Origin of the sequence: Legionella clemsonensis, assembly GCF_002240035.1 — a bacterium.
Lineage (GTDB): Bacteria > Pseudomonadota > Gammaproteobacteria > Legionellales > Legionellaceae > Tatlockia > Tatlockia clemsonensis.
In genome coordinates, this window is record NZ_CP016397.1 from 2,113,247 (window position 1) to 2,136,062 (window position 22,816).

Below are 22,816 nucleotides of genomic sequence, written 5' to 3' on the forward strand. Positions count from 1 at the left end.
CTGTCTATTTTATATCTGAAGAAGATATAATTTTTTGATTTTTTGATAAAAAATAAACAAGTTTAAATCAGCCGATTTCTTGCTTTAGTGATTTTCCAGCATTATAATCCAGATCCTCTTTATCCTATTTGATGAATTCATAGTGATAGACAATAAAAGGATTTTTGCTTTCATTCCCTTGCGTGGTGGTAGCAAATCAATAATTAATAAAAATCTGGCTTTATTAGGTGAGAAACCATTATTAGCCTGGCCAATTGAAGCAGCAAGTCAAGTTCCAGAAATAGATAAAATTATTGTCTCTACGGATAGTCAAGATATTGCTGATGCCGCCAGACATTATGGTGCTGAAATTCAGGAGCGGCCAGATTACCTTGCCACCGATACAGCACTCGTTGCTGATGCAATTCGCTATTGCCGAAACGTTTTAAAAAGCCGTAATGAATTACCTGACTATATGATTTTGCTTGAGGCCACCTCACCTTTTCGAACCACAGAAATCATACAGCGATGTCTTCACCGCCTAGTGAATGAAAATCTGGATTCTATTGCCACGTTTCATGAAGCGGACATTAATCCTCACCGAACCTGGTCAATTAAAGATGGGTTTCCTGAGCCTTTTATTAAAGATGCTATTCCCTGGTTATCCAGGCAAAAGCTACCTAAAGCCTATCAATTAAATGGTGTTGTGTACGCTTTTAATTTAAAAACTTTCCCTCATGAGGGTCCTAACGTTCTCTTTGGGAAAATGGGTGCAGAAATTCTTGACAGAAATTCTGCTATTGATATTGATACAAAAAGGGATTTGGTGATTGCAAATGTATTACTCAAAACCAGAGACAGCGCCGAAGTTATCTGAGCTTTTTTCGTTAAGAAGTAAAACTGCCCTGGTTATTGGAGGAGCAGGATTACTAGGTAGCGAAATCTCTTATGCATTCGCTGAGCTTGGTGCTCATCTCATCATCGCTAGTCGTGATATAAAAAAATGCGAGGCATTTACTTCATCTCTAAAAAATAACTACCCGCAGGGGCATTTTACCTCCTTAGCGATTGATATTTCAGAGCCTAAATCAATTGATCTTTGTCTACATTCAGTAGAAGAGTTCGTGCCAGAGGGTTTGGACATATTAGTCAATTGTGGCTGGTCAGGACGTAAAAATACTTTCGACTCAATTTCTGACGAGGATTGGAATCTAGATATAGAGGTCTGTTTAAATGGTGTTTTTAGGACTATAAAACGCAGCTACCCCTTATTGAAAAAACGACAAGGCAATATTCTTAATATTGCTTCAATGTATGGCCATGTTGCACCTGATTATCGTCTCTACGATAGTGAGCGTTTTGCTAATCCACCGAGTTATGGTGCTGCTAAAGCAGGTTTACTCCAGCTAACGAAATATCTAGCGAGTTTTTTATCGCCTGACAAGATAAGAGTTAATGCTATTAGCCCTGGCCCCTTTCCCTTTGAAAGTACGCAAAAGGAAAACCCTGATTTTATTCAGCGTCTCTGTAATAAAAATCCTTTAAATCGAATTGGGAAACCCTTTGAGTTAAAAGGAGCAGCCGTTCTTCTATGTTCCGATGCCGGATCTTACATCACTGGTCAAAATATTTGTGTAGACGGAGGCTGGGGGATATGGTAATGAAAGCAGGAATGCTGGGGTATAGCGAAGGAAATGGCCATCCCTTCTCTTTTTCGGCCATTATTAATGGTTATGAACCAGAAGCTTTTAAATCTGCCGGATGGCAAGTAATTCTCGATTACCTTGAAAAACAGCCTAAAGATGCTTTTGATTTTGACGACATTGAAGTTACTCATGCATGGACACAAGATTCAACGCTGACTAAAAAATTATGTTCGGCTAGCAAAATTTCTCATGCAGTAGAGAATTATACGGATATGTTGAACAAAGTGGATGTGGTTTTTATTGCAAGGGATGACTATCACACTCACTATCCCATGGCTAAACCTTTTCTGGAGCATGGCATTCCAGTATTTGTCGATAAGCCTCTAACTCTTGATAACAATGAGTTAAATTATTTTGAAAAATATCTACATAATGGGCTGCTGATGAGCACTTCCGGCATGAGATACGCCAAGGAATTAGATTCACTAAGACATGATCCCTCAGAACTTGGAGAACTGAAACTCATTGAAGGTGTCATTTTAAATAACCTGGAAAAATACGGCATTCACTTAATTGATGCCATTCATGGTCTTGAACTTAGCAAAATTAGTTCGATAATGCGCCTGCCTACTCCATTTGAAGCCTATACAATCACTCTTGAAAATAATGTAATCTTTAACTTATCTTGCTTAGGCGCCGTAGGTAAAACACTTCATCTTTCCTTCTATGGAACTAAAAATCATTTTCATTTTGATTTGCATGATAATTTCTCAGCCTTTAAACGTACATTACAGAACATGTTCACTATGGTGAAACAAAAATTGCCTGTTATACAACCTGAAGAAACTATCAACTGTATGAAACTAATCAACCAGGCAAAGTCACTTAAACCAATGGAAACGATTTCATTCAAATAAGGAGAATGTCTTGTTTGATCTAACTAATAAAACCGCGATCGTCACTGGCGGGGCGGGAATTTTGGGGCAAGGATTTTGTCGAGCATTAGCACAAGCAGGATGCCGCGTAGCTCTTCTTGATCTTTCTTATGAGCGCGCAGAACAGATTTGCCATACTATTCAAGAAGAAAATCCCAATGCAGAATTACTTCCCTTGCGTTGTGATGTTACTGACAAAGTAAATATTGAGGATATGGTAGATGTTGTTAAGAATCACTTTAATTCCATTGATATTTTATTAAATAATGCTGCCACCAAAACCGATGATTTGAAAAAATTTTTTGCCTCTTTTGAAGAATATGAGCTTGATACCTGGCAAAAAGTGATGTCTGTTAATTTAAATGGAATGTTCCTGGTTGCTCAAGCTGTTGGTAAAGAAATGGTAAGACAAAATAAAGGTGGTAGTATTATCCAAACCAGCTCCATTTATGGTGTGGTTGCGCCCGATCAGAGAATTTATGAAGGATCAGAGTTTTTAGGTGTTGAAATTAATACCCCCGCCGTCTATTCAGCCTCCAAGGGTGCCGTCTTAAGCCTCACAAAATATTTGGCTACTTATTGGGCTAAATACAATATTCGGGTTAATACATTAACACCAGGAGGAATTGAAAGCGGACAAAATAAAACCTTTGTTGATAACTACTCAAATAAGGTTCCTTTAGGTCGAATGGGCAAATTTCATGAACTTTTAGGTGCTCTTCTTTTTTTGGCATCGGATGCATCAACCTATGTCACAGGTCAAAATATTATTGTCGATGGTGGTTTTACTTGTTGGTAGCAAATGAATCGCTTAATTAAAAGAAAGAACAGCACAATATTCCAAGGCTTCATCATTGCAAATTTAACCTGCTCAAAATTACAAGTTTGGAATAGTGAGTAATTAGCAAGTTAAGGTTTTACTCGCTCTGTTACTAATCCACTGGATTTCAACTTCTTGGAATCGTCATTTTTGAGATTAAAATAACTTGTTTTAAAATACCCTCAACTGATTTTACTCTAATAAGTGTCTCAGCACCTTCTGTTCTCTCAGATGAACAGTTGCTTAAAGGAATAATAGAAATTGTTTCCTCTTTATCTCCATCAGGATCTCACATTGCCCCATACACTGAAATAATTCAACAGGGTTTTATAGACTCCCTTAGTGTTTTTAATATCATTGTTAATATTGAAAGGACTTTCAATGTTTCAATTGGCATAATGGATGCTACTATCGAAGATTTTCAAACTCCTCAATCCATTGCCCAATTAATAAAAAAATTAGTCAACGACAATAGCAGATCAAGCAATGTTAAACTTACTTTTATCACGTCCAAAAGATGAGATTGCTTTGGTTTACAAGCACAAAATCTTTCTGGTCAATGACATCTTTAACAAGGCAAAAGAAATTTGTGAAAAACTTTCCAGTTTTACTAGTTACATTAATCCAAGAATCTTAGTTCCAGTTGATAATCCAGCTCTTTTCTTGTCGGCACTAATCACTTGCTGGCAAATGCATTATTACCGTCATTCCTAAACGACAGGAAATGAATGATGCGTCCTCTAATACTTACGAAAAATATATTCCAAATGGAACTTTTCAAATAATCAATGATGAAAAATACAACATTTGGATTATAAAAAGGAAGCCATGGGGAATAGAAACGGATTTGGCACTGACCTCTGGGCTTTGTCATTTACTAATGGCTTGGGTTAAGGCTTCCCCTACACTATTTACGTCATGCAACTCTTGATGAAAAAAATTAGTTCTTTTTTCATAAGAATGCTGGCTATGGTGGTGCACCAATCCAAGCGTTTCGCCTGGTCGACGAAATTGAAAACAAATTTTCACCTAAACATCTTATGATATCTGGTGATTTTTAACACCCAACATGTTAACAAAAATTCAAAATAGATTCCCCGAGACAAAGATCCATAAAATTTATAGTCTAGCTGAAGTGAGTGGCCGTTTTTGTATTATGCCCAGTCATTTGATTAGTATAGAAGAAGCAGTTGGTATGCCGATGCCAGGTTTTAGTGTTGAAATTCGCAACGAAGCGGGAAACATTTGTAAGCACAATGAACAAAGTCTTATTTGCATACGCTCCAAATGAAGATAAAAAATTCTTTATATTTTATTATATTTGGGGGGTCGAGCGCTTACCATTCCATCAATGATGAACTGCTGGAAGCAGTATTATCTAAAAAATTAAATAAATCTGTGAAAGTATCATTGGTAAGTTATCCATCTATGTCACTACTGGAAACTTTGAGTTTAATATCAGTTCTACCCAAGCACAATAGGACAATTGTTTCATTATAGATACCTGGTCATTTTGAAAAATGACAGAAAATGCTTATCAACAAGTGATCTCCTCCCTATAAATAGATCCACGCTAAACTAGAATATCTGGCAAAATATGAATTAATAAAAAAGAGATATTTGCCATGAAACGGAGTAAATTTACATAAGAATAAATATTATTCGGTCTTAAGCAGGCGGAATTAGGAACGAGCGTCTCGGAGATTTGCCGAAAGCTTGGGATAAGCGAAGCGACATTCTATATCTGAAAGAAGAAATACGGAGGTCTTGGTGCATCGGAGCTTAGGAAGCTGCGTCAGCTGGAAGATGAAAACAAGCGCCTGAAACAGCTGGTTGCTGATTTAAGCCTGGATAAGCAGATGTTGCAGGATGTTCTGTCAAAAAAGCTTTAAAGTCACGTAAGAAGCGGGAATTGGCGGTTGTTCTTCAGGATAGTTATCGGGTAAGTATCCGCAGAAGCTGTGAAGTTTTAACGATTAGCCGTAGCGTATACCAATACCGCTCACGCCGTGGCGAAGATAGGGTCATAAGACACCGTATCAGGAGATAGCTGAAACACGGGTTCGTTATGGCTATCAACGTATTCATGTGCTTCTTAAGCGCGAAGGCTGGTTGATTAATCACCGTATTTTATTGTGAAGAAGGACTTAATCTTCGCAGGAATCGCCCTCGGCGACACGTGGCAGGTGCTCACCGAGAAGGGCGGCAACTGGCCTCTAGTTTGAATGAATGCTGGAGTATGGATTTTGTTTCTGATAACTTGTTCAACGGCAAGAGAATACGGGCATTAACTATAGTGGATAATTTTAGTCGTGAATGCCTTACCATTCATGTGGACAGGCCATCCGAGGTGAAGAGGTTGTGGGCGTTCTTGAGGGGCTTAGAGTGCTGGAAAACAAAAAGCCGAAATCCATACGCATTGACAATGGTCCTGAATATATTTCCAAGCTGTTTAAACAATGGACTGATAAAAATCAGATACAGCTGATTTTTATTCAACCAGGAAATCCTCAGCAGAATGCCTTTATTGAGTGCTATAATCGCACTGTTCGTTATGATTGGTTAAGCCAATATTGATTTGAATCGATTGCCGAAGTACAACATCATGCGACACAATGACTATGGATATACAACAATGAGCGGCCTAATACTGCTATCGGAGGGATTCCTCCAACGCAAAAACTGGCTCTAGTGGCCTAATCCTCTACTTTTAGCTTCGGTTAAAAATTGGGAGATTACCTTAGTGCCCAACAACATCAAGAATCGCTCGAATCAGGAACTACTCAAAAGATAATAGCAAAAGACCGATTAACATTAGCTGCTCAAAAAAAGGGAATAGAAATGGAAGCTTAGATTTTAGAAGTCCACTCCCCCTCATTAAATTGCTTAAAATTTAATGAGGGGGAGTGGACATATTTGATGTTTATTAAACGTCCGCACCCACTGTGGTTTTACGCTGAATATTTAAGTTAACTCCATTATTAGCGAGTAAATTCTTTTAAAATTTAATCCGTCTAGAAGCCCCCATCTCTCAGCCTGTGCTTTTTGTGATAAAGCAATTTTATGGTAATAGTCTTCATCAGTTATAAGCTTGTTAACAGTTTGCTGAAAAGCAGATGCTGTTTCAACGTTTAATACACCTGGGACGCCTTGGTAATCGCGTAATCTAAATTTATAAAAATCATAATTTATAACAGGCTTAGCTACTGCAATTGCCCATCTTATTGTACTCGAGTAGCAACTAATATAGATATCATGTTTAGGCAACTCACTGAGTATATAATCAGTACTTATCCTGACATTAAAATTTTTTAGAAGCTCCATGAACTCGCGTTGCACAGCAGGATGGACACTAAGTGTAATTGAAACATTTATTAGTTTAGTCAGCTCATCTAGAACCGATTTTGTTAACTCCTCATAAGTAGCATATTCACATAAATTAGCTCGCTCGGCATGATAGCTCGGAGGCCAGCAAATAAGAACAGATGTTTTTTCTTTATGGATCTTTTTAGAACTTAAAAAAGCTTCTTTGTATAATTTATTAGAATCAATTTCTGCTCTTAAATAATCACAATAGGGTGTACCAGTCAGGCACAACTTATTCTCAATTATTCCTTCATTTAAATAGTGATCATACATAGCTTGACTTTCTACAGTGATTTTAGTGGCGGCTCCACCGTGTACTGTCCATGGATTTTGAACTGATAGGTTTAATTCTTCCAAGGCTAAAATGAAATGTGGATTGAGTAATATAGACCCAGCAAATTTACCTGATTTAACCCAGTGGGGATAATATTCTTTGACTGCTTGACCTGCACCCTCTTTCTCAGAATATAACTCTTCAATTAGTTGCTTCTGAGCTAAGGCATTTTCAAGATCGTAATAACTACCATAGCCATAAGGTACATCCAATACTGGGATTTCAGCCTTAGTAGCAGCCTCAATTAAACATAAATTGGAAGATATTCCATCCTCCGGAACAATAAGAATCTTCGGTTGGTTTTTACGAATAATATAATTAGCTACATTTAGTAAATTATATTGAATTACATACAAGGCTTTAAACGTATTAAAGCACACATCAAAATCTTGATACTTTTGTTGGATATTTTCAAACGAAATTTGCTCTTCATTAATATAAGGAACCTCGTTTGCCTCGTCATCAATCACTAGATACTGATTGGTAAAATTAGGAATAAAGAATTTAATTTTATTTAATAAATTCTCATCATACGTTTGCATGATGAATAATATATTTTCTTGTTCAGCAATTAAATCCTTGGCAAGCATAGATAACACATGAACGTTTGTATAGGAAGAAATAAAAATCATTATTGGTTTTGCATTCTTCTTAGTCGAATTTATTATTTTTTTAATAAAATTTAGAGACATTCTATCGCTCTCTCCTTACTGTTCACATCAATAAATACTGAATTCGATGTCAAATGAAGAATATTTATACATTATGCTGCACCAATGGTCATATTGATTCACATGTGCAGACAATTACTCCAAGAAAGATGAATACACCATTATTTCAGTTCTAGCAGGACAAAGAAACCTATTTTTACTAGCATAAATCATTAAGCCAAATTAAGATCAATTATATTAATAATATTTTCTAAAGCCCTTTCCGCTGCATGTTGAGGATTTTCCAATTTTTTACTAGCAAACCAATAATTTTCTTGGTAATGCGCAGACAACATATTTTCTACTGTTTTGCCATCCGGCTTTTGTTCATCACAAATAAGAGCTAGATTTTTAGCCTTATAAGGCGACGCTTCAATCATGTTAAAATTATTTAAATGTTGCCGGATATCTGTTTTATAACATAATGCAACAGGGGTAATTAACGGGATGGAAGAAAAGAAATTGAGATAACAACTGTCATAAAGGCAATTCGAAAGAATACTGCTTACTACATCACAAAGTATTAATGAATATTCAACCTTATTGTGCTCATGCTTGATAATTTTTAATTGAGACTGTTTTAACAACCTTAGCGTACGTTGTGCTTGCTCTTGACTCTCACGAGGGTGTTGCCTGTATACAATGGTAACACCAGGATGTACTTGATAAAGAGTTTGTAAAAACTCAGCTAACGTTTCTTGATAGCCTACTAATTGATGTAAGGATTGTCCAAAAAGACCTACCACTATTTCTGAAGATGATACATTAATTTCTTCTCTTAATTGTTCTCGTAGTTTTAGCAGATCAAGAGTCTCATACCATGAGTGGCGTGGAGAACCAATAACAATCCCTTGGCAAGGATAGCGTTTTTCCGTTAAATTCTTAGCATCATCATCTAAACAAAAATAGTAATCAGCACATACTCCAAAAAAATCGTTTACCTCTCCCCAAAAATCTTGCATAACGATTGTTGGCATTTTATTTTTAGCCACCTTGATTAATGCTTCATCAATACCTGCATCGCCTGGTGTAGATAAACCACAAAGAATGATATCAGGTTGACTCTCATCAATAAGTTGCTGAGCATGCTTAATCAAAAAATTAGCATCTTCGTCATCTGCTGTTTTAGCAATAGCCTGAGGAATTAAATGATGAGGAATATTAAAATTAGCAAAATAACGAGATGCAGGAGGTTGTGTGTAGATATACATCTCACAATCAGAACGAGAAGAAATAGATTTAATAATCTCAATAATATTGATTGCTGCCCCTACATCCCTGGCTGTTATAAGAATTTTTCTCTTTATCATCACAATCAACCCTGTAAAATTTCTCGTAAGAGACCTTGATTTTTTTGTGCTAATTCAGCTAAATCTCGGAATTTAAACCATTCACCCTCATGAATTCTGTTACCTTCGATTTCACATAAAGTTAACACGCACAATGAACGCAACGCCAAAGTCAATGAAGCATAACTATCGCTTTTCTGAAATTGATAGGAGCCACCATTAGCTAAATAAGCTTTCATAAAAGTTCGACCAAGATTAAGAATTTCGTTTGGCGCAGAATGACATACGAATACCTGGCGCTCTAGAATATACGCTAATTCATAAACCAGGGGTAAATAACTGTATAGCACGTCCTCAAAATCAAAAAAATAGATAGAATCATTGACCAATAACATATTTCCTGGGTGCAAATCACCATGTAAAACCTGAGCACTTGCTCCTTGTGTGAAGTCTAAATCCCTGTTTTGAGCAAGTTTTTTAATGTAATCAGGAAAAGGACCAATCGCTAGTTTGCCTCGGGTTATATCCTCTCTAATCTCATTAAGCAGTGAAATTCGTCTTACCGTATTTGTTTGTATTTCCTCCTGCCAAGGATAGACTTTTAATGCACTATGTAATGCGGCAAGGGCTGTACCTAAACGATTTAATGATTCCGCAGTGGAAGGAATTCGTATACCCTCTAATAAAGAATAAATATAATAGTGATGTTTTAAATCAAGCGCAGCATTAACATTAACTTTTCTATCAAAGAGCCATGCAGCTATCTCTTCTGCCTGCTTATAGTGATCAACATGTCGCTCTTCCATTTCTTTGACAAAATATTTTTTTTTATTGCGATAATCATCAATCATGTAGAAATTAGAAGGCAAATCGTTGAATCTCACCTGATAGACAATGCCAAATAAATTCGTCAATTGCTGCAATTGATAGGACTGTTCTGGAGCTAGTGGATGATAGGCTGGCAAGCCAGGAAATAGAGTTTGCCAGCTGGGATTTTTAAGAATCATTTTTGAATATCATGCCACTGAATAGGAGTATTTGCAGTAATAGGTGCTATTACCTTATTCCCATTAATCAAATCCCAATGTTGAACAGGAACACCTAAACAAGGAAACGCAAAACGCACAGCATCCAGAGAAATTATATCTCCCGGGCGTAAATCTTTTTTTGCGACCACACATTGACGCTGCGAGCTGCCAATAACCCCTTTGATTGGGGTACGCAAGTTTCGCTCGGTATTTCCTAAGGCCAGCCAACAATCATAAACAGATTGCAATACTTGGGGTAATTCATCAATACCCATACTATGGGAAATATCTTGATCAAGTTCATCTGGGTATACGTATACTCCTTTTTCTAAAACAGAGGCACCAAGAGCTATTGAAACATAGAGCATATCCGTACCATTTCGATGATCGGATAAACCTACAGGTAAATTAAATGCTTGAGAATAAGTCTGTAACAATCTTAAATTATGAGCTTCCGGCAATGCAGGATGTCCATCAGGACTGTGTTGAATAATGATATCTTCACAACCCGCAAGTCTTGCTGTATTGACAGCATTAAATACCTCAGCAATTGTAGATCGTCCTGTATCAATCAATAGAGGCAACCCTTTTTCAGCGGCATAACGAATTAAAGGGATATGGACAATATTGGCAGAGGCAATTTTCAGAGCACAAGCCCCATGATCTGTCGCAAAATCTACAGCAGTAAAATCGTAAACTGATACAATAAAAGGCATTTGTGCCTGTCTTACCAGAGAAAACAATTTGCCATAATTCTCTAAAGACATTACCTTTCGCTCTATCAACTCGCGGTAATTTTCTTTCTTAACCTGGCCATCTTTATTGGTATAAGTTTCCAATAATTCACTCGGTAAGCATATTTCTGGGTCGTTTAAAATTTCTGTTTTAAGAATTACTGGTTGATAAGGCATCATAGAACGAGCTTTGATGATCATTTCGATCATATTCTTTGCTAGCTGATAATCTCCATTAAAATAGCTCCCTACTTCAGCTAAAAAAATCGGGGCATGGCTGGTGCCTACTTGATAGGGTCCAAGGTTGAATTGTCTTTTCACTTTAAGATCCTTAAAATAATTAAAGAGATATTTGTAACAGATAATGATCGACTAATAGCTTCAATCCATTTGTTAATTGCCTATTATTAAATTCTGTTTCTATCGTCCATGTACGAATAGGATCCTTTTTTTGTTTTAAGTCAAAGGGAATTTTAAAGGGATGGAAACTCAAACTTTGAGCGCGACTTCCTATATGTTCAACAATAGTTTCCTTGCTAAAAATGTTCCAACCTTTTTCCCAATTTCCTTTTTTACCTTGATGACGTTTTCGATGCTTAATCTCACAATCTACCCCGTATTCATTAAAGGGGGACAAAATATAAATTGAAGCATTCGAACGACAGGCTTTAAAAAGGTTATTAAAGAATACAGGCAACTCATCGTCATTAAAAATAGTTAAAACACCTACCACTGTCACCACATCAAATTGTTGTTCAAGTTCTATCGGGAGTTCTAAAATTGATGCTTTTAAAAATCTCTTCTCAGGTTGTAGTTCTCGACATTGATGTATTAAATCATCGAAAATATCTATCCCAGTGAATTGAAATTCAGGATAACATCTGGATAAGAAATAAATTAATTCTCCTGTCGCACAACCCACATCTAACAAATTAGATTTCTCACTTCGCTCTTCTTGTGACAAATAAAATTCAAGAAATTTAAAAATTTCTTTTGGCTCTTTAGACCAACCTTCGGTGATATAGTGGCTGAAGTTTTGATAATTAGCTGACATATTCCATATCCATAGGATTTATAGTTCTACTGGCCAACAACAGTTCACAAAGCAGTAAATCAACTTTTGAATCTACATCGACGCTATCCTCAGATTGCATCACGTAAGGAAGGCAAGGTAACTGGTAAAATTTTAGTTGCTTTAAAAAATCTTTAGTTTTCAGTGCATAGATAGCGCCATTTTGTCGATACACTGTTTCTAGTTCCTGCGTTCTTTTTTCAACATCTTCAGGGCTTGTATAAGGTTTGACTTCTCTACCTATTATTCTCATACATTTTCCTGGATGATGTTCTACTGGACAGACACTCATTACACTTTTCATCTCCGAAGACAGAAAATTTTGTAAGCATTCTTGCAAATGTTTGGCTGTTCTTAAGGGTGAAGTAGGCTGCAATAAAACGACATAATCTGGAAAATAATTATTCTCAATAAATAATTTCAAGGCATGCTCCACCACATATTCATTCGAAACTGTATCAGTCGCCAGTTCTATTGGCCGATTAATGACGTCAACACCCATTTTTTTTGCTAACTCACAGATTTCTTCATCATCACTTGTGACCACAGTCTCTGTGATGAGTGAACATTGCTTTGCAGCAATGATCGAATACGCTAATAAAGGTTTATTTGCTAGCGTCAAAATATTCTTGCGTGGTAGCCTTTTGGAGCCACCACGAGCAGGAATAACTGCTAATATTTTAGGCACGTAATCATTAATATCACTACTTTTCACAACCTTTCCTTGTAGAGTAAGGGTTACCGCACGCGATGTCTTAATATCCACTCACCATTGTGATAGGCCCAAAGATGAGGCGACCTAAAGTTATCAGTTAATCTATCGAAATACGCTTTATCCATTCTGATTTCCTCAAACTGCCTTGCTGCTATTGGCAATTTATTCTTATCGATACTGAGATAGTCAAAATTTTCTTTCTCAAAGCGTGCAGGATACTCTCCGTCGAAACGATTAACGAGGGCGACACCTTCCTCTCTAACTAGCTCACCATTTCGTATTTCTTGTGAGCTGTCATACGTCGCTCTACCGATTCCAAATTTAATAAATGTTGTGTAGTAATGAAGATCATCAATTTTATCATCGATACCGCTATATTTACTGTATGTACCCGCAGTACGCTCTGGAGAAGGAGTAAATCCACCATTATTAACGGCAAAGTAATAACATTCCTGTGGATGCCAAGGAAGATAGTAACCTAGATATTGAACTTCAATTTTCTTCGCAGCCAGCTGATCTGGATCAGGCGGAATATAAGGTTGTAATTCCACTTCGGTTAAACCAAACTCTTCTTTTAATTCCAGAGCTGAAATTCCTGAAAGATAAATTTCAGCTGAATTTTTGGTGGTAAAATAAGATAAATCTTTAGTAGCTTTATCATCTTCTTTCGCATTATTTCCATACTCAGCAGGATTCTCCCCATAAAATACTAGAGGAATATCTAAGCTTGCGGCCAATTTAGGAGGAAAATACATTTGTCCCAAAATAAAAGGCTGAAATGGATGATATAGATTTTCTAATGCTAAACGAGTCAATAATCGATGCACCTGTCCATTAGGCGTAAAAAGATAGTTATCAAATCCCGCATGAATCCATGCCTGGAAATTGTTCCATCCCCAAGAAGTATAAATATGAGGCGCCCAAGTCACAGTTAAAGGATTCATGTTGTATTCATATTTTAAAATATAAGCCGTATAGAAACTGTCTTTACCACCTGAACCTGGAATTAAACAGTCATAGTGACCTGTTTTGCTGCGGTATCTATCGCACAATTCTTTTAATTGCGTTTTGCGCTCATCCCAATTAATGTTTCTTTTCTTTTCTGCAATGCGACATGCTGAGCATATACCTTCTTCATCAAAATTGATGGTAGGTTTCTTCACATTGATGGTATGTTTGTACTCTTTTTCAGAATTAGGTTTCTGATTGCTATAAGTACATTTGGTACAAAATTCTACCTCAGAGGGTAATCCATAGAATGCTTCCTTAGTCGGAGTATCCAGTTTATATTTATCCAAATCGACTTTACCTGGATAGGTAATCATTGTAGCCTCCTTAAAAACGCCGCTGCTTACAGAAAATTTAATTTTAATATTCACTCTTGAAGAGGCACAAGACCATTAACAAAAATAAAGGTAGCTGTAGCCTTTCAATAAGCCAGTAAATACTCAACCACTAGCACTGCGACAAGTCAACATGCTTTGATTCAATCATGTTCACGAATTCTGGACTCTGCGGACAAGCCCGCAGAAGGGCAAATTGCCCCTCACTGGCCTGTAACAGAACATAGCTTATTCATCTACCACGCTTATCAAGAAATTACGTTAATTAGCTAAACCCCATAAATTTTATTAATTAGTCCCATTGTTTTTAAACTTTCCTTAATGGTAATGACCTGACTTTTTTCACCAAGTACTGCCTTACAAACCTCTTGGGCCTGGCGATAAAAACCTGCTTTAAATTGTTGATCTTTTATATCCATCTCTACCTCATGAGCGATTCTCTCATTAGCATTCTGGAAACATGCCTTCTCAAGTGGCTGCATGCTCCAACGGCGATACGCTGTACTAACTGCACAGGCCCAAGGACCCGGTCCCTGCCAAATACACTCATAAAGTGCTTTATCTCCACTATCAAATTCAATATAGCTAATCACCATTTGAGACTTTTCCTGCTGCCAGGGGGAAATTTGTTGAACATGAGTCACTTCACCTCGTGCAAAATATCTTATTAGATCGATGACGTGAATCGAGTTGGCATACATAAATTTTTGCACGACTTCTTCAGGATGATGACAACCTCTTGCCTCAGCAAAACTTTGCTGGTCTTGAATATGAATATAACGTTTGGCGTCATTATTTGCATTTAAATCACTAAGAATAGTTAAAGCACTTGAATAAAATCGACGGTTTAAAGCAACAAAAACCTGTCCTCTCGCTTGTAACGCTGCCTCAGCAATATCGTTTGCATCCCTTAAATCATAACCAGCGGGCTTTTCAAGTAAGACATTCCAATTGTGCTGGAAACAAGCCTTAGCAATAGAATTGGCCTGAAGCTCAGGAACTGCAACCACAACTAAATGAGCTGCACTTTTTTCGTATAAGTCCGCCACAGAATCTGTTACGCATGGAATATTAAATTCTTTTGCCATTTGTTCTGCAGTCGTCTTTGTCCGGCTAAACAGTCCTGTAACTTTAACACCATCAATTGCCTGGAAAGCTTTAATATGCTCCCTTCCCATCTTACCAGCACCAATTACAGCAACATTTAAACCATTCATTGATAATTACCTTATTACTATTATTTAAGAAGCTTTACGCCGGATTTTTTTCGTTTGCAGCAGCTCTTGCACAAGAGACTGAATTCGACCAGTAGAACCACCATCCATATAGCCCCACTCTAATTTTTCAGTTTCAAGATAAGTCTTTAAGGACAATAATTGTTCCGGCTCAGAAATCATTTGCGTAGCTTTTCTGAAATCATCTTTTGCGCAAACATTTAATACACCTTGGACATGTTTATAGTCTGAAAAATCATAATAAAAAATATCATAGTTAATCGTTGGAATACCACAAGAAATGGCCCAGCGTATAGTTGCAGAGGCAAAAGCAATATAGATATCAGACAATGCAACCAATCTTGCAGTATCAATATGAGTGACTAAAAAATTTTTCTTAGCAAACAGTTCTCCCAACTCCAAATAATTAGGATGAGGTCTAAAAATAATTTCATAATCGTTGCGAAGCTCACGCAGACAATTCCCAATAAAATCGACAGCCTCTTCAGCATCAGCAAAATCAAAACCAGGTGGAGTTCCACCAGTTAATTGATTAGGGAAGCCACCGATTAAGAGAAACGGTTTATCACTATTAATATTTAACTCATTGTATAGCTTCTTTCTTTCCTCAAATTTATTTAAAAGAAATGCTGCCAAATTATCATCATAGCAAGCACCTGTGATTTTCATCTTTGAGGGCGGAATGCCATTTTGTTTGTAATATTTGAGCATTTGCTCATTCTCGACAGCAATAATATTGGCGTAGGTACTATTCATCATCCAGGGGTTAGGAGGTGAACTTCGAGTAATTATATGACCAAGAACATGACCTGCGGGAAGTCTTAAAACAGCATGAGATTCATCTTTCATAACCCAAGAGGGAAACAAAGCGCCAATAATTCGATGGCTGAAATGCTCCTTTAAACTGAATTCAGGGCGAGTTTTTAGGGCTTGAAATGCCTCAGTTTGGTTAGCAATTGTATAGGGAATAATCATACTTGGAATACGCAGCTTATGGCCCGCCTTAATCAATAAAGGAGAAACGTAACCAACAATATCCTCGGGGAGAATAATTAGTTTAATATTATGAGCTTTTAAAATTTCTTTATACTGTTTTAAACTTTTTTTATATATTAAAGGCACGATAATTAGCTTCGAAGTTACTAAATTGTTAAATGATATAAACCTGTTTCTAAGAAAGGATATTAAGATTTTTTTAATAATTACCCGACATATGTTAATCAAGGCTATGCATTTTCTTTTAAAGTAGTGAACTACTCTCGCCTTTATAAGCGCTCTAATCAATCGCTTTTTTAATGAATTTATCTTTATAATTTCTACACTTTCAAATGTGCTGTCTGTTTGCTCACATTCCTGAGAGTTTTCTAAGCTTTGTACTCTCTTCTTGATCTTCTTTTCTTGTTTTTTTAGAAAATAAGCCGCTATTTTATGAATAGGTGTACTAATCACAACCTGAGGTTGCGAAAAAACAATTTTGCCATCAATTTCACGAGACTCTATGGATTGATCAATTTTCTCAATAACCAAATCATCATGAATTTGAGATCCTACTCCACAAAATAGAATGATACAGCGATGTCCATAATTTCTTAAACCTACAGCAGTACGCTGCATTTCCATAAAATCAGACAAACGTTGGGTGACGAAGAGAATGTTCGATGAGGATAGCACGGTGTCCGTCATGGCAATAAGGTTATTAAATCCATAAGTTGAGGCATATTTCCATATATTCACTCTGTTGTAAAGCTTATAAGTAATTAATATGAGCAGAATTAACTTTAATTCTGCTCACTAATAGACCCCTCCTAATCCCTTATAATCTGAAATTTCTTTTAAGAGAGTTCAGCTATCTGTTATGATGGAAATGATTTTTGAATTTGACCTTGTAAATCCCTGTTTAGGTCTGTTGACATTTCGCTAGCTTAAGTAGCAAAGCATTATTAGAGCCTGCTTGACTTAAGTTGTGAACATTGGAATATATAAAAAAGACAAGACATTCAGCCGAATAGTAAGGTCAATCAACTTAACAGGTAAAACTATTTAAAAGGCCGCTGATTTATCAATAACAATACCTAATCTATGAAAATTTTATTACTAGGGAGTACTGGGCAGGTCGGGATTGAGCTTATGGCTCAACTGGCAAACTCCACCCACAAAGTGTTGCCTGTATCGAGAAAGGAATGCGATTTATCCAAACCGGATTCCGTTAAGGGTATTTTGTCTCAGTTTAACGTTGATTTGGTCATTAACGCTGCCGCTTACACTGCAGTTGATATGGCCGAAGAAGAAAATCACCTTGCTTACCAAATCAATGGTTTTTCTGTTGGAGCGATAGCAAGTTACTGCCAATCACAAAATATTCCACTTATTCATTTCTCTACTGACTATGTCTTTGATGGCACCAAGGCAGAAGGTTATGTTGAGGACGATCTAACGTCCCCTATAAATACCTATGGCAATTCAAAATTACTGGGTGAACAACTTATTCAAGCTACTCTAGGTAAATACCTTATATTTAGAATAAGCTGGGTATTCAGCAAAAATAGTCAAAATTTTGTGAGAACAATATTACGTCTCGCAGCAACTAGGGAAGAAATAAAGATTGTTGCTGACCAGTGGGGATGTCCTACTGCTGCAAAAGATATTGCTCGAGTCATTGTAACTATCATCGATAAATTAAGTTGTGATACGTTTCAAGATTGGGGTATTTATCATTATGCCAGTTTTGACCCTACGAACTGGTATGAATTTGCTAATAGCTTTCTTAAACTTGCAAAAAATAAGGGGCATCATTTCTTGTTGAGTCGTCTTATTCCTATCGATACGGGAGGCTATCCGACTAAAGCCAAACGTCCTCAAAATTCTGTTCTTATTACTGATAAAATTGAGAGGGTTTTTAATATCTCTCGCGGATTCTGGGCTGACTATTTACCAGAAGTGATTGAAGAATTCGCAAATCAGGAGGCGAAAGAAACATGAGTTATCAATGTCGCAATCTTTTAGTTACTGGTGCTGCTGGCTTCATTGGCAGTAATTTTGTCCACATGATGAGCGAACGCTACTCCAGACTACGAATTATTAGTTTAGATAAATTAACTTATGCAGGAAATAAAGCAAATTTGGATAAAGTAAGAGAATTCGATAGTCACCTATTTATCGAAGGTGATATTGGAGATAAAGAACTTGTGACCAGTCTTCTCAACCAATATGAAATAGACACTATCGTTCATTTTGCCGCAGAATCACATGTCGATAATTCCATTAAAAATCCCTTGGTTTTTTTACAAACAAATGTTTTGGGCACCTTTACCTTGTTAGAAGCAGCACGTCATTATTGGCTTGATAAAAAACATTGGGATAACCATTCTTGTCGTTTCCATCATATTTCAACTGACGAAGTTTATGGTTCTTTAGATCATGATGAACCAGCTTTTACCGAAATGAATCGTTATCAGCCTAATTCACCTTATTCTGCCTCAAAAGCAAGCTCTGATCATTTAGTCAGGGCCTACTTTCATACTTATCAACTACCTGTTACCACTTCAAATTGCTCCAATAATTACGGCCCTTATCAACATAAAGAAAAATTAATTCCCACTGTAATTGATTGTTGTATTAATCAGCGTCCCATTCCTGTTTACGGGGATGGTTTGAATGCTCGTGATTGGCTTTTTGTTAAAGATCATTGTGATGCAATTGATCTCATTTTGCGAAAAGGACATGTAGGCGAGGTGTATAATATAGGGGGTAATAATGAGTTAGATAATTTAACGCTTATTAAGCACATTTGTCAGATTATGGACCAATTTCTGCCCCAAAAAGCACCTCATGAAAAATTGATTTCTTTTGTCCAGGATAGAAAGGGACATGATAAACGCTATGCGATTAATAATGAGAAAATTTATAAGGAATTAGGTTGGAGTCCAACAGGTAACTTTACCGAGCACTTAGTTGAAACGATTAAATTTTATTTAAATCAAAATCTGAAATTAAGAAATAGTGACTTAATGGCCTCGAGCTCTTAACATTAGGGACATCAGCCAAACTATTGAGTGGCATATTACAAATGCTAAATGAAAGGGAGATAAAATTTGGCGAAAATTTTGCTAACAGGTGCTACTGGATTTATAGGAATGAACTTAGTACCTCAACTACGAGCAATGGGACATGAAGTTAGGTGTGCAGTTTGGAAGCCTGCACCATGGCTTAAAGCTGAACAAGTAAAAATTAATAAAATCGAATCTCAAACTGATTGGAGTGCTCCACTCAAAGATATCGATTTTGTTATCCATCTAGCAGCGAAGGTACATGTACTCGAAGGAAAACATCAACAATCTACTTCCCTTGAGGAATATTGCCGAATCAATAGTATCGCAACCAAAGAGTTTGCAGAACAGGCTGCTCAACACCAAGTAAAGCGATTTATCTTTTTAAGCTCCATTAAAGTGATAGGAGAACGCACAGCTAAAGATGTCTTCTTTACAGAAGAATGCCAAGAAAATCCAGAGAATCCCTATGCCAAAAGTAAGTTACTTGCTGAACAGTATTTGCAAGATATCTGTCAAAAAACACCCATGGAAATCATTATTTTACGTCCACCCTTAGTTTATGGCCCAGGTGTAAAAGCTAATTTTCTCCGAATGATGATGCTGATAGCCAAAGGTTGGCCTTTACCTTTTGGGAGAGTTAATAATAAGCGAAGTTTTTTATATATCGATAACTTAATCTCTGCAATATGCACTGTCCTTTCTCATCCTGCGGCTGCAAACAAAACTTTTTTAGTGGCAGACAATGAAAATTGGTCATTATCTGAACTTTTAAGGATACTCTCTACTGAGATGAAGATTAAATCGCGTCTATTTCCCTTCCCTATTAAACTATTGACAGGAGTTTTTTCTCTTCTTGGCTTAAAGGGAATGAATACTCGTCTTTTAGATTCATTATTGGTGAGTAATAATAAAATTAAAACAGAACTTGGCTGGGAACCTCCAATCCGAGCGAATGAAGGAATACGACATACGGTTCAATGGTATCAAGATGAAAATAATTGCTAGCCTTTGCATGGTACTGCTATCAGCAACGTTTGTAAAACTATTCTGTTCTTTAGCTAATAACACCAGGTTGCTTGTACAACCCAATGAAAGAACTCTTCACGCTAAACCTACGGTTCGTGGATCAGGCATTGTATTTATTGGACTATGGTTATTAAGTGTTTCCTTTCTTGGTTTAGTGATAGACACTCCCTTTTCGCAACAAATGATGCTTATTCTTAGTGGATTACTACTAAGCGCAATAAGTTTTTTAGATGATTTAATGAATTTGTCTGTTAAAATTCGTTTGCTAGTACAAGCTTTAGTATCTTTTAGCCTTACTTTCTATTTATTCCCTCTTCCCTTAAATTTTTTACTCTTTACTGTTCCTGAGGGAATCGTTGCCTCAGTATTTGTAGTTGCTGCTTTTATTTGGGCTATCAACCATTTTAATTTTATGGATGGTTTAGATGGCTTTGCTGCTATTCAAGCCTTTTTCCTGCTTTCCATTTATAGTCTTATCTTTAACCATCATCAAGCTATTTTCTATGAGTATGTATGTTTGATGCTCGTAGCAAGTCTAGTTGGTTTTCTAATTTTTAATTTCCCTCCAGCCAAAGTTTTCATGGGCGATGTGGGAAGCGCCACATTAGGCCTATCTACTTTTTTAATGGGATTAGTAGCACAAAAATATTACAGTGTGCCCATTATTTATTGGTTTATGCTCAATGGTCTTTTTCTTTTCGATGCCACCATTACTCTTCTTCGTCGAATAGTTAATCGAGAAACTTGGTATGCGCCACATAAAAAACATGCTTATCAGAGAATTAAGCAATTGGGAGTTAACTCTGAGCTAATTCTTTCAGGGCAAGTGGTTATTAATGCGGTCATTGTTGGTTTAGTTGCCTGCATCTATTTTTACCCGCAATATACCTTAGCTATTGTAGCACTCGAGCTTGTGGGACTGTCTGGCATTTATGTTTTAATTGAGCGAGCTTATCCAATGACGTCCTTACAAAAGATAGCATGAAAGGTTGATAAGTCGTGCTTTTAATTCTTATGCGTTTATCTTTTTCTTTTTACCGTTAGCATTTATTTTTTTTATTTTCTACAATGCTATTACTCCTCCAGGAGCGTCATTGGCTATTTATTTATAGTCTCACTTATTTCTACAGCTATTGGAGTACAGCTTTTACACCTTTATTGCTGTTATCACTCAGCTTTAATTTTATCATCAGTGACTATCTGGAAAGGCGAAAATATTTATTGTATCTGGCACGGTGCGTCGTGGACTTTATACTATGGGGCGCCTTACATGGGATTTGTCTTCTTTGCTTACTTTTGGTCATGTAAGTGATTTTTTATATTATCAATTTTAGGAAAAAAACAATTGAACATGTATAAAAAATTTACGCTGTATTACTTACTCACTATTGTTTTGCTTTGTTCAGCTATTATTTCATTTAATTGGCTGGTCACCTTCGTTTGGCAAAGGCAATAGCCATTGAGTGGAAAAAACCAGAAACTATTGTTTTAGGCTCGTCTACCGCAGAAACTGGCTAGATCCGGCTTTTCCGGGTTGGAGTAACAAGAATATCTATAGTTTAGGTTTAAGTGGTGCAAATATTTACGAGGTCTTACGCTATTTACAACATACTCAAGCAAATCGTCCCCTTAGCGTGCTGTTTTGGTCGTTAACTTTTTCATGTTTAATGCTTATGTTAAAAATCGGGATGATTTTGATGAGTCTATTCTGAATGTAGATAAAGATGGCAAAAGTAAGACCTTTAAAATAAACAGCTTTTTTGCCACCTTATTGTCTTATGATGCATTAACAGCAAGTATTGCCACTGTTCAATCACAACATCAAAATAATGCTTTTTTAAGCAACGGACAACTCGTGCATGACTATCGCGAGGAACAAATTCGACAACGACGCGTATATAAAAATAACTTCCTTCATACTGAGCAGTTTAATCCACCGACCTTTTTTCCTGTCCCAATAAAAGAATATGCATTTATTGATCCTACACATCAAATTAATACTTTAGACTACATGCAACAGATTATTAACATTTGCACTAAGAATAAGACTGAACTCATTGTTATTTTAGCCCCAGAACATGTACGTCTTTTAGAAACTTATAAATTACTGGGTCTATGGCCCCGTTATGAGGAATGGCAGCAAGCCCTGCTTAATTTAATTCAGCAACACAATGACAATCACCCTCAACTACCCTATACACTCTGGGGTTTCAACAAGTTAAACCAATACACTACCGAAGTTTGCCGGCCAGTAATGACAGCAGAGTGATGATGAAATGGTTTTGGGATCCATATCACTTTAAAAATGAACTGGGAAATTTGATATTGGCAGTGATCCTTAATCAGTCTAATCAATCTGATATATCTAGTTTCTCAACAAAATTAGATCCAATAAATCTTTTGGCTGAATTGAAACAAAACTCAAGTGCTCTTAAACAGTGGGAAGAACATAATGTAGAACAAGTAATCGAGCTCAAACAAAATTTATTAAAAGAAATTAAAGTTGCCTCATAGTGGCTGCGCAAGACAGCCTTC

The 22,816-nt window shown here is 36.6% G+C and carries 21 protein-coding genes and 1 pseudogene; 12 read left to right on the forward strand and 10 right to left on the reverse strand.

Annotated features, from left to right (window positions below; translation table 11 throughout):
- The first annotated feature begins 142 nt into the window (after nt 1–142).
- The 5 genes from clem_RS09170 to clem_RS15420 all read left to right on the forward strand — a co-directional run bounded on the left by clem_RS09170 (nt 143) and on the right by clem_RS15420 (nt 3,901).
- Complete coding sequence (locus clem_RS09170) at nt 143–856, forward strand: acylneuraminate cytidylyltransferase family protein (protein ID WP_094091276.1); 714 nt, start codon at nt 143–145, stop codon at nt 854–856.
- Entirely contained in the window at nt 816–1,640 is an 825-nt protein-coding gene (locus clem_RS09175; RefSeq protein WP_094091277.1) for an SDR family oxidoreductase, read from the forward strand. The genes clem_RS09170 and clem_RS09175 overlap by 41 nt, the downstream gene beginning before the upstream one ends.
- Nucleotides 1,640–2,542 carry a Gfo/Idh/MocA family oxidoreductase gene (locus clem_RS09180; protein ID WP_157698215.1) on the forward strand — a complete coding sequence of 301 codons (903 nt, stop codon included), beginning with the start codon at nt 1,640–1,642 and terminating at the stop codon, nt 2,540–2,542. Before clem_RS09175 ends, clem_RS09180 begins: the two co-directional genes overlap by 1 nt.
- A gap of 10 nt (nt 2,543–2,552) precedes the next feature.
- Entirely contained in the window at nt 2,553–3,359 is an 807-nt protein-coding gene (locus clem_RS09185; RefSeq protein WP_094091279.1) for an SDR family oxidoreductase, read from the forward strand.
- Between the two features lie 260 nt (nt 3,360–3,619).
- A complete protein-coding gene (locus tag clem_RS15420; protein ID WP_157698216.1) occupies nt 3,620–3,901 on the forward strand; it encodes an acyl carrier protein in 282 nt (93 codons plus the stop codon).
- Nucleotides 3,902–4,250: 349 nt separating this feature from the next.
- Here clem_RS15420 and clem_RS14845 read toward each other — a convergent pair whose 3' ends face one another.
- Nucleotides 4,251–4,409, reverse strand: coding sequence for a hypothetical protein (locus clem_RS14845; protein ID WP_157698217.1), 159 nt, complete (start codon nt 4,407–4,409; stop codon nt 4,251–4,253).
- A 626-nt stretch (nt 4,410–5,035) separates the two neighbouring features.
- On the opposite strand from clem_RS14845, the pseudogene clem_RS09200 reads away from it, so the two are divergent.
- A pseudogene (locus clem_RS09200) lies at nt 5,036–6,080 on the forward strand (IS3 family transposase).
- 264 nt (nt 6,081–6,344) lie between these two features.
- On the opposite strand, the gene clem_RS09205 reads toward clem_RS09200, so the two are convergent.
- The 9 genes from clem_RS09205 to clem_RS09245 form a co-directional block, all read right to left on the reverse strand.
- Entirely contained in the window at nt 6,345–7,772 is a 1,428-nt protein-coding gene (locus tag clem_RS09205) for a hypothetical protein (RefSeq protein ID WP_094091282.1), read from the reverse strand.
- Nucleotides 7,773–7,963: 191 nt separating this feature from the next.
- Entirely contained in the window at nt 7,964–9,100 is a 1,137-nt protein-coding gene (locus tag clem_RS09210) for a hypothetical protein (protein WP_094091283.1), read from the reverse strand.
- Between the two features lie 5 nt (nt 9,101–9,105).
- A complete protein-coding gene (locus clem_RS09215; protein WP_094091284.1) occupies nt 9,106–10,086 on the reverse strand; it encodes a phosphotransferase in 981 nt (326 codons plus the stop codon).
- Entirely contained in the window at nt 10,083–11,162 is a 1,080-nt protein-coding gene (locus clem_RS09220) for an N-acetylneuraminate synthase family protein (protein WP_094091285.1), read from the reverse strand. Before clem_RS09220 ends, clem_RS09215 begins: the two co-directional genes overlap by 4 nt.
- Nucleotides 11,163–11,181: 19 nt before the next feature.
- Nucleotides 11,182–11,895 carry a class I SAM-dependent methyltransferase gene (locus clem_RS09225; RefSeq protein ID WP_094091286.1) on the reverse strand — a complete coding sequence of 238 codons (714 nt, stop codon included), beginning with the start codon at nt 11,893–11,895 and terminating at the stop codon, nt 11,182–11,184.
- Nucleotides 11,885–12,628 (reverse strand): acylneuraminate cytidylyltransferase family protein, encoded by a 744-nt coding sequence (locus clem_RS09230; protein ID WP_157698218.1) that lies wholly within the window; start codon nt 12,626–12,628, stop codon nt 11,885–11,887. Before clem_RS09230 ends, clem_RS09225 begins: the two co-directional genes overlap by 11 nt.
- Before the next feature lie 23 nt (nt 12,629–12,651).
- The gene (locus clem_RS09235) at nt 12,652–13,953 is read right to left on the reverse strand and encodes an N-acetyl sugar amidotransferase (protein WP_094091288.1); all 1,302 of its coding nucleotides are present in this window, start codon (nt 13,951–13,953) and stop codon (nt 12,652–12,654) included.
- Nucleotides 13,954–14,240: 287 nt separating this feature from the next.
- Nucleotides 14,241–15,188, reverse strand: a complete 948-nt coding sequence (locus clem_RS09240; RefSeq protein WP_094091289.1) for a Gfo/Idh/MocA family protein — start codon at nt 15,186–15,188, stop codon at nt 14,241–14,243.
- Between the two features lie 24 nt (nt 15,189–15,212).
- A complete protein-coding gene (locus clem_RS09245; RefSeq protein WP_157698219.1) occupies nt 15,213–16,940 on the reverse strand; it encodes a hypothetical protein in 1,728 nt (575 codons plus the stop codon).
- A gap of 345 nt (nt 16,941–17,285) precedes the next feature.
- Here clem_RS09245 and rfbD point away from each other — a divergent pair, with 345 nt between their 5' ends.
- From rfbD to clem_RS09275, 6 genes are all read left to right on the forward strand, one after another.
- Nucleotides 17,286–18,185, forward strand: coding sequence for a dTDP-4-dehydrorhamnose reductase (rfbD, locus tag clem_RS09250; RefSeq protein WP_094091291.1), 900 nt, complete (start codon nt 17,286–17,288; stop codon nt 18,183–18,185).
- On the forward strand, nt 18,182–19,231 hold the full coding sequence (rfbB, locus tag clem_RS09255) for a dTDP-glucose 4,6-dehydratase (RefSeq protein WP_094091292.1): 1,050 nt from the start codon (nt 18,182–18,184) through the stop codon (nt 19,229–19,231). The genes rfbD and rfbB overlap by 4 nt, the downstream gene beginning before the upstream one ends.
- 66 nt (nt 19,232–19,297) lie before the next feature.
- Nucleotides 19,298–20,260: an NAD-dependent epimerase/dehydratase family protein gene (locus clem_RS09260; protein WP_094091293.1), complete on the forward strand. Its 963-nt coding sequence runs from the start codon at nt 19,298–19,300 to the stop codon at nt 20,258–20,260.
- Nucleotides 20,244–21,266: an MraY family glycosyltransferase gene (locus clem_RS09265; RefSeq protein WP_094091294.1), complete on the forward strand. Its 1,023-nt coding sequence runs from the start codon at nt 20,244–20,246 to the stop codon at nt 21,264–21,266. The genes clem_RS09260 and clem_RS09265 overlap by 17 nt, the downstream gene beginning before the upstream one ends.
- A 675-nt stretch (nt 21,267–21,941) precedes the next feature.
- Complete coding sequence (locus clem_RS09270) at nt 21,942–22,550, forward strand: hypothetical protein (RefSeq protein WP_094091295.1); 609 nt, start codon at nt 21,942–21,944, stop codon at nt 22,548–22,550.
- Nucleotides 22,550–22,795: a hypothetical protein gene (locus clem_RS09275; RefSeq protein WP_157698220.1), complete on the forward strand. Its 246-nt coding sequence runs from the start codon at nt 22,550–22,552 to the stop codon at nt 22,793–22,795. Before clem_RS09270 ends, clem_RS09275 begins: the two co-directional genes overlap by 1 nt.
- Nucleotides 22,796–22,816: the final 21 nt, after the last annotated feature.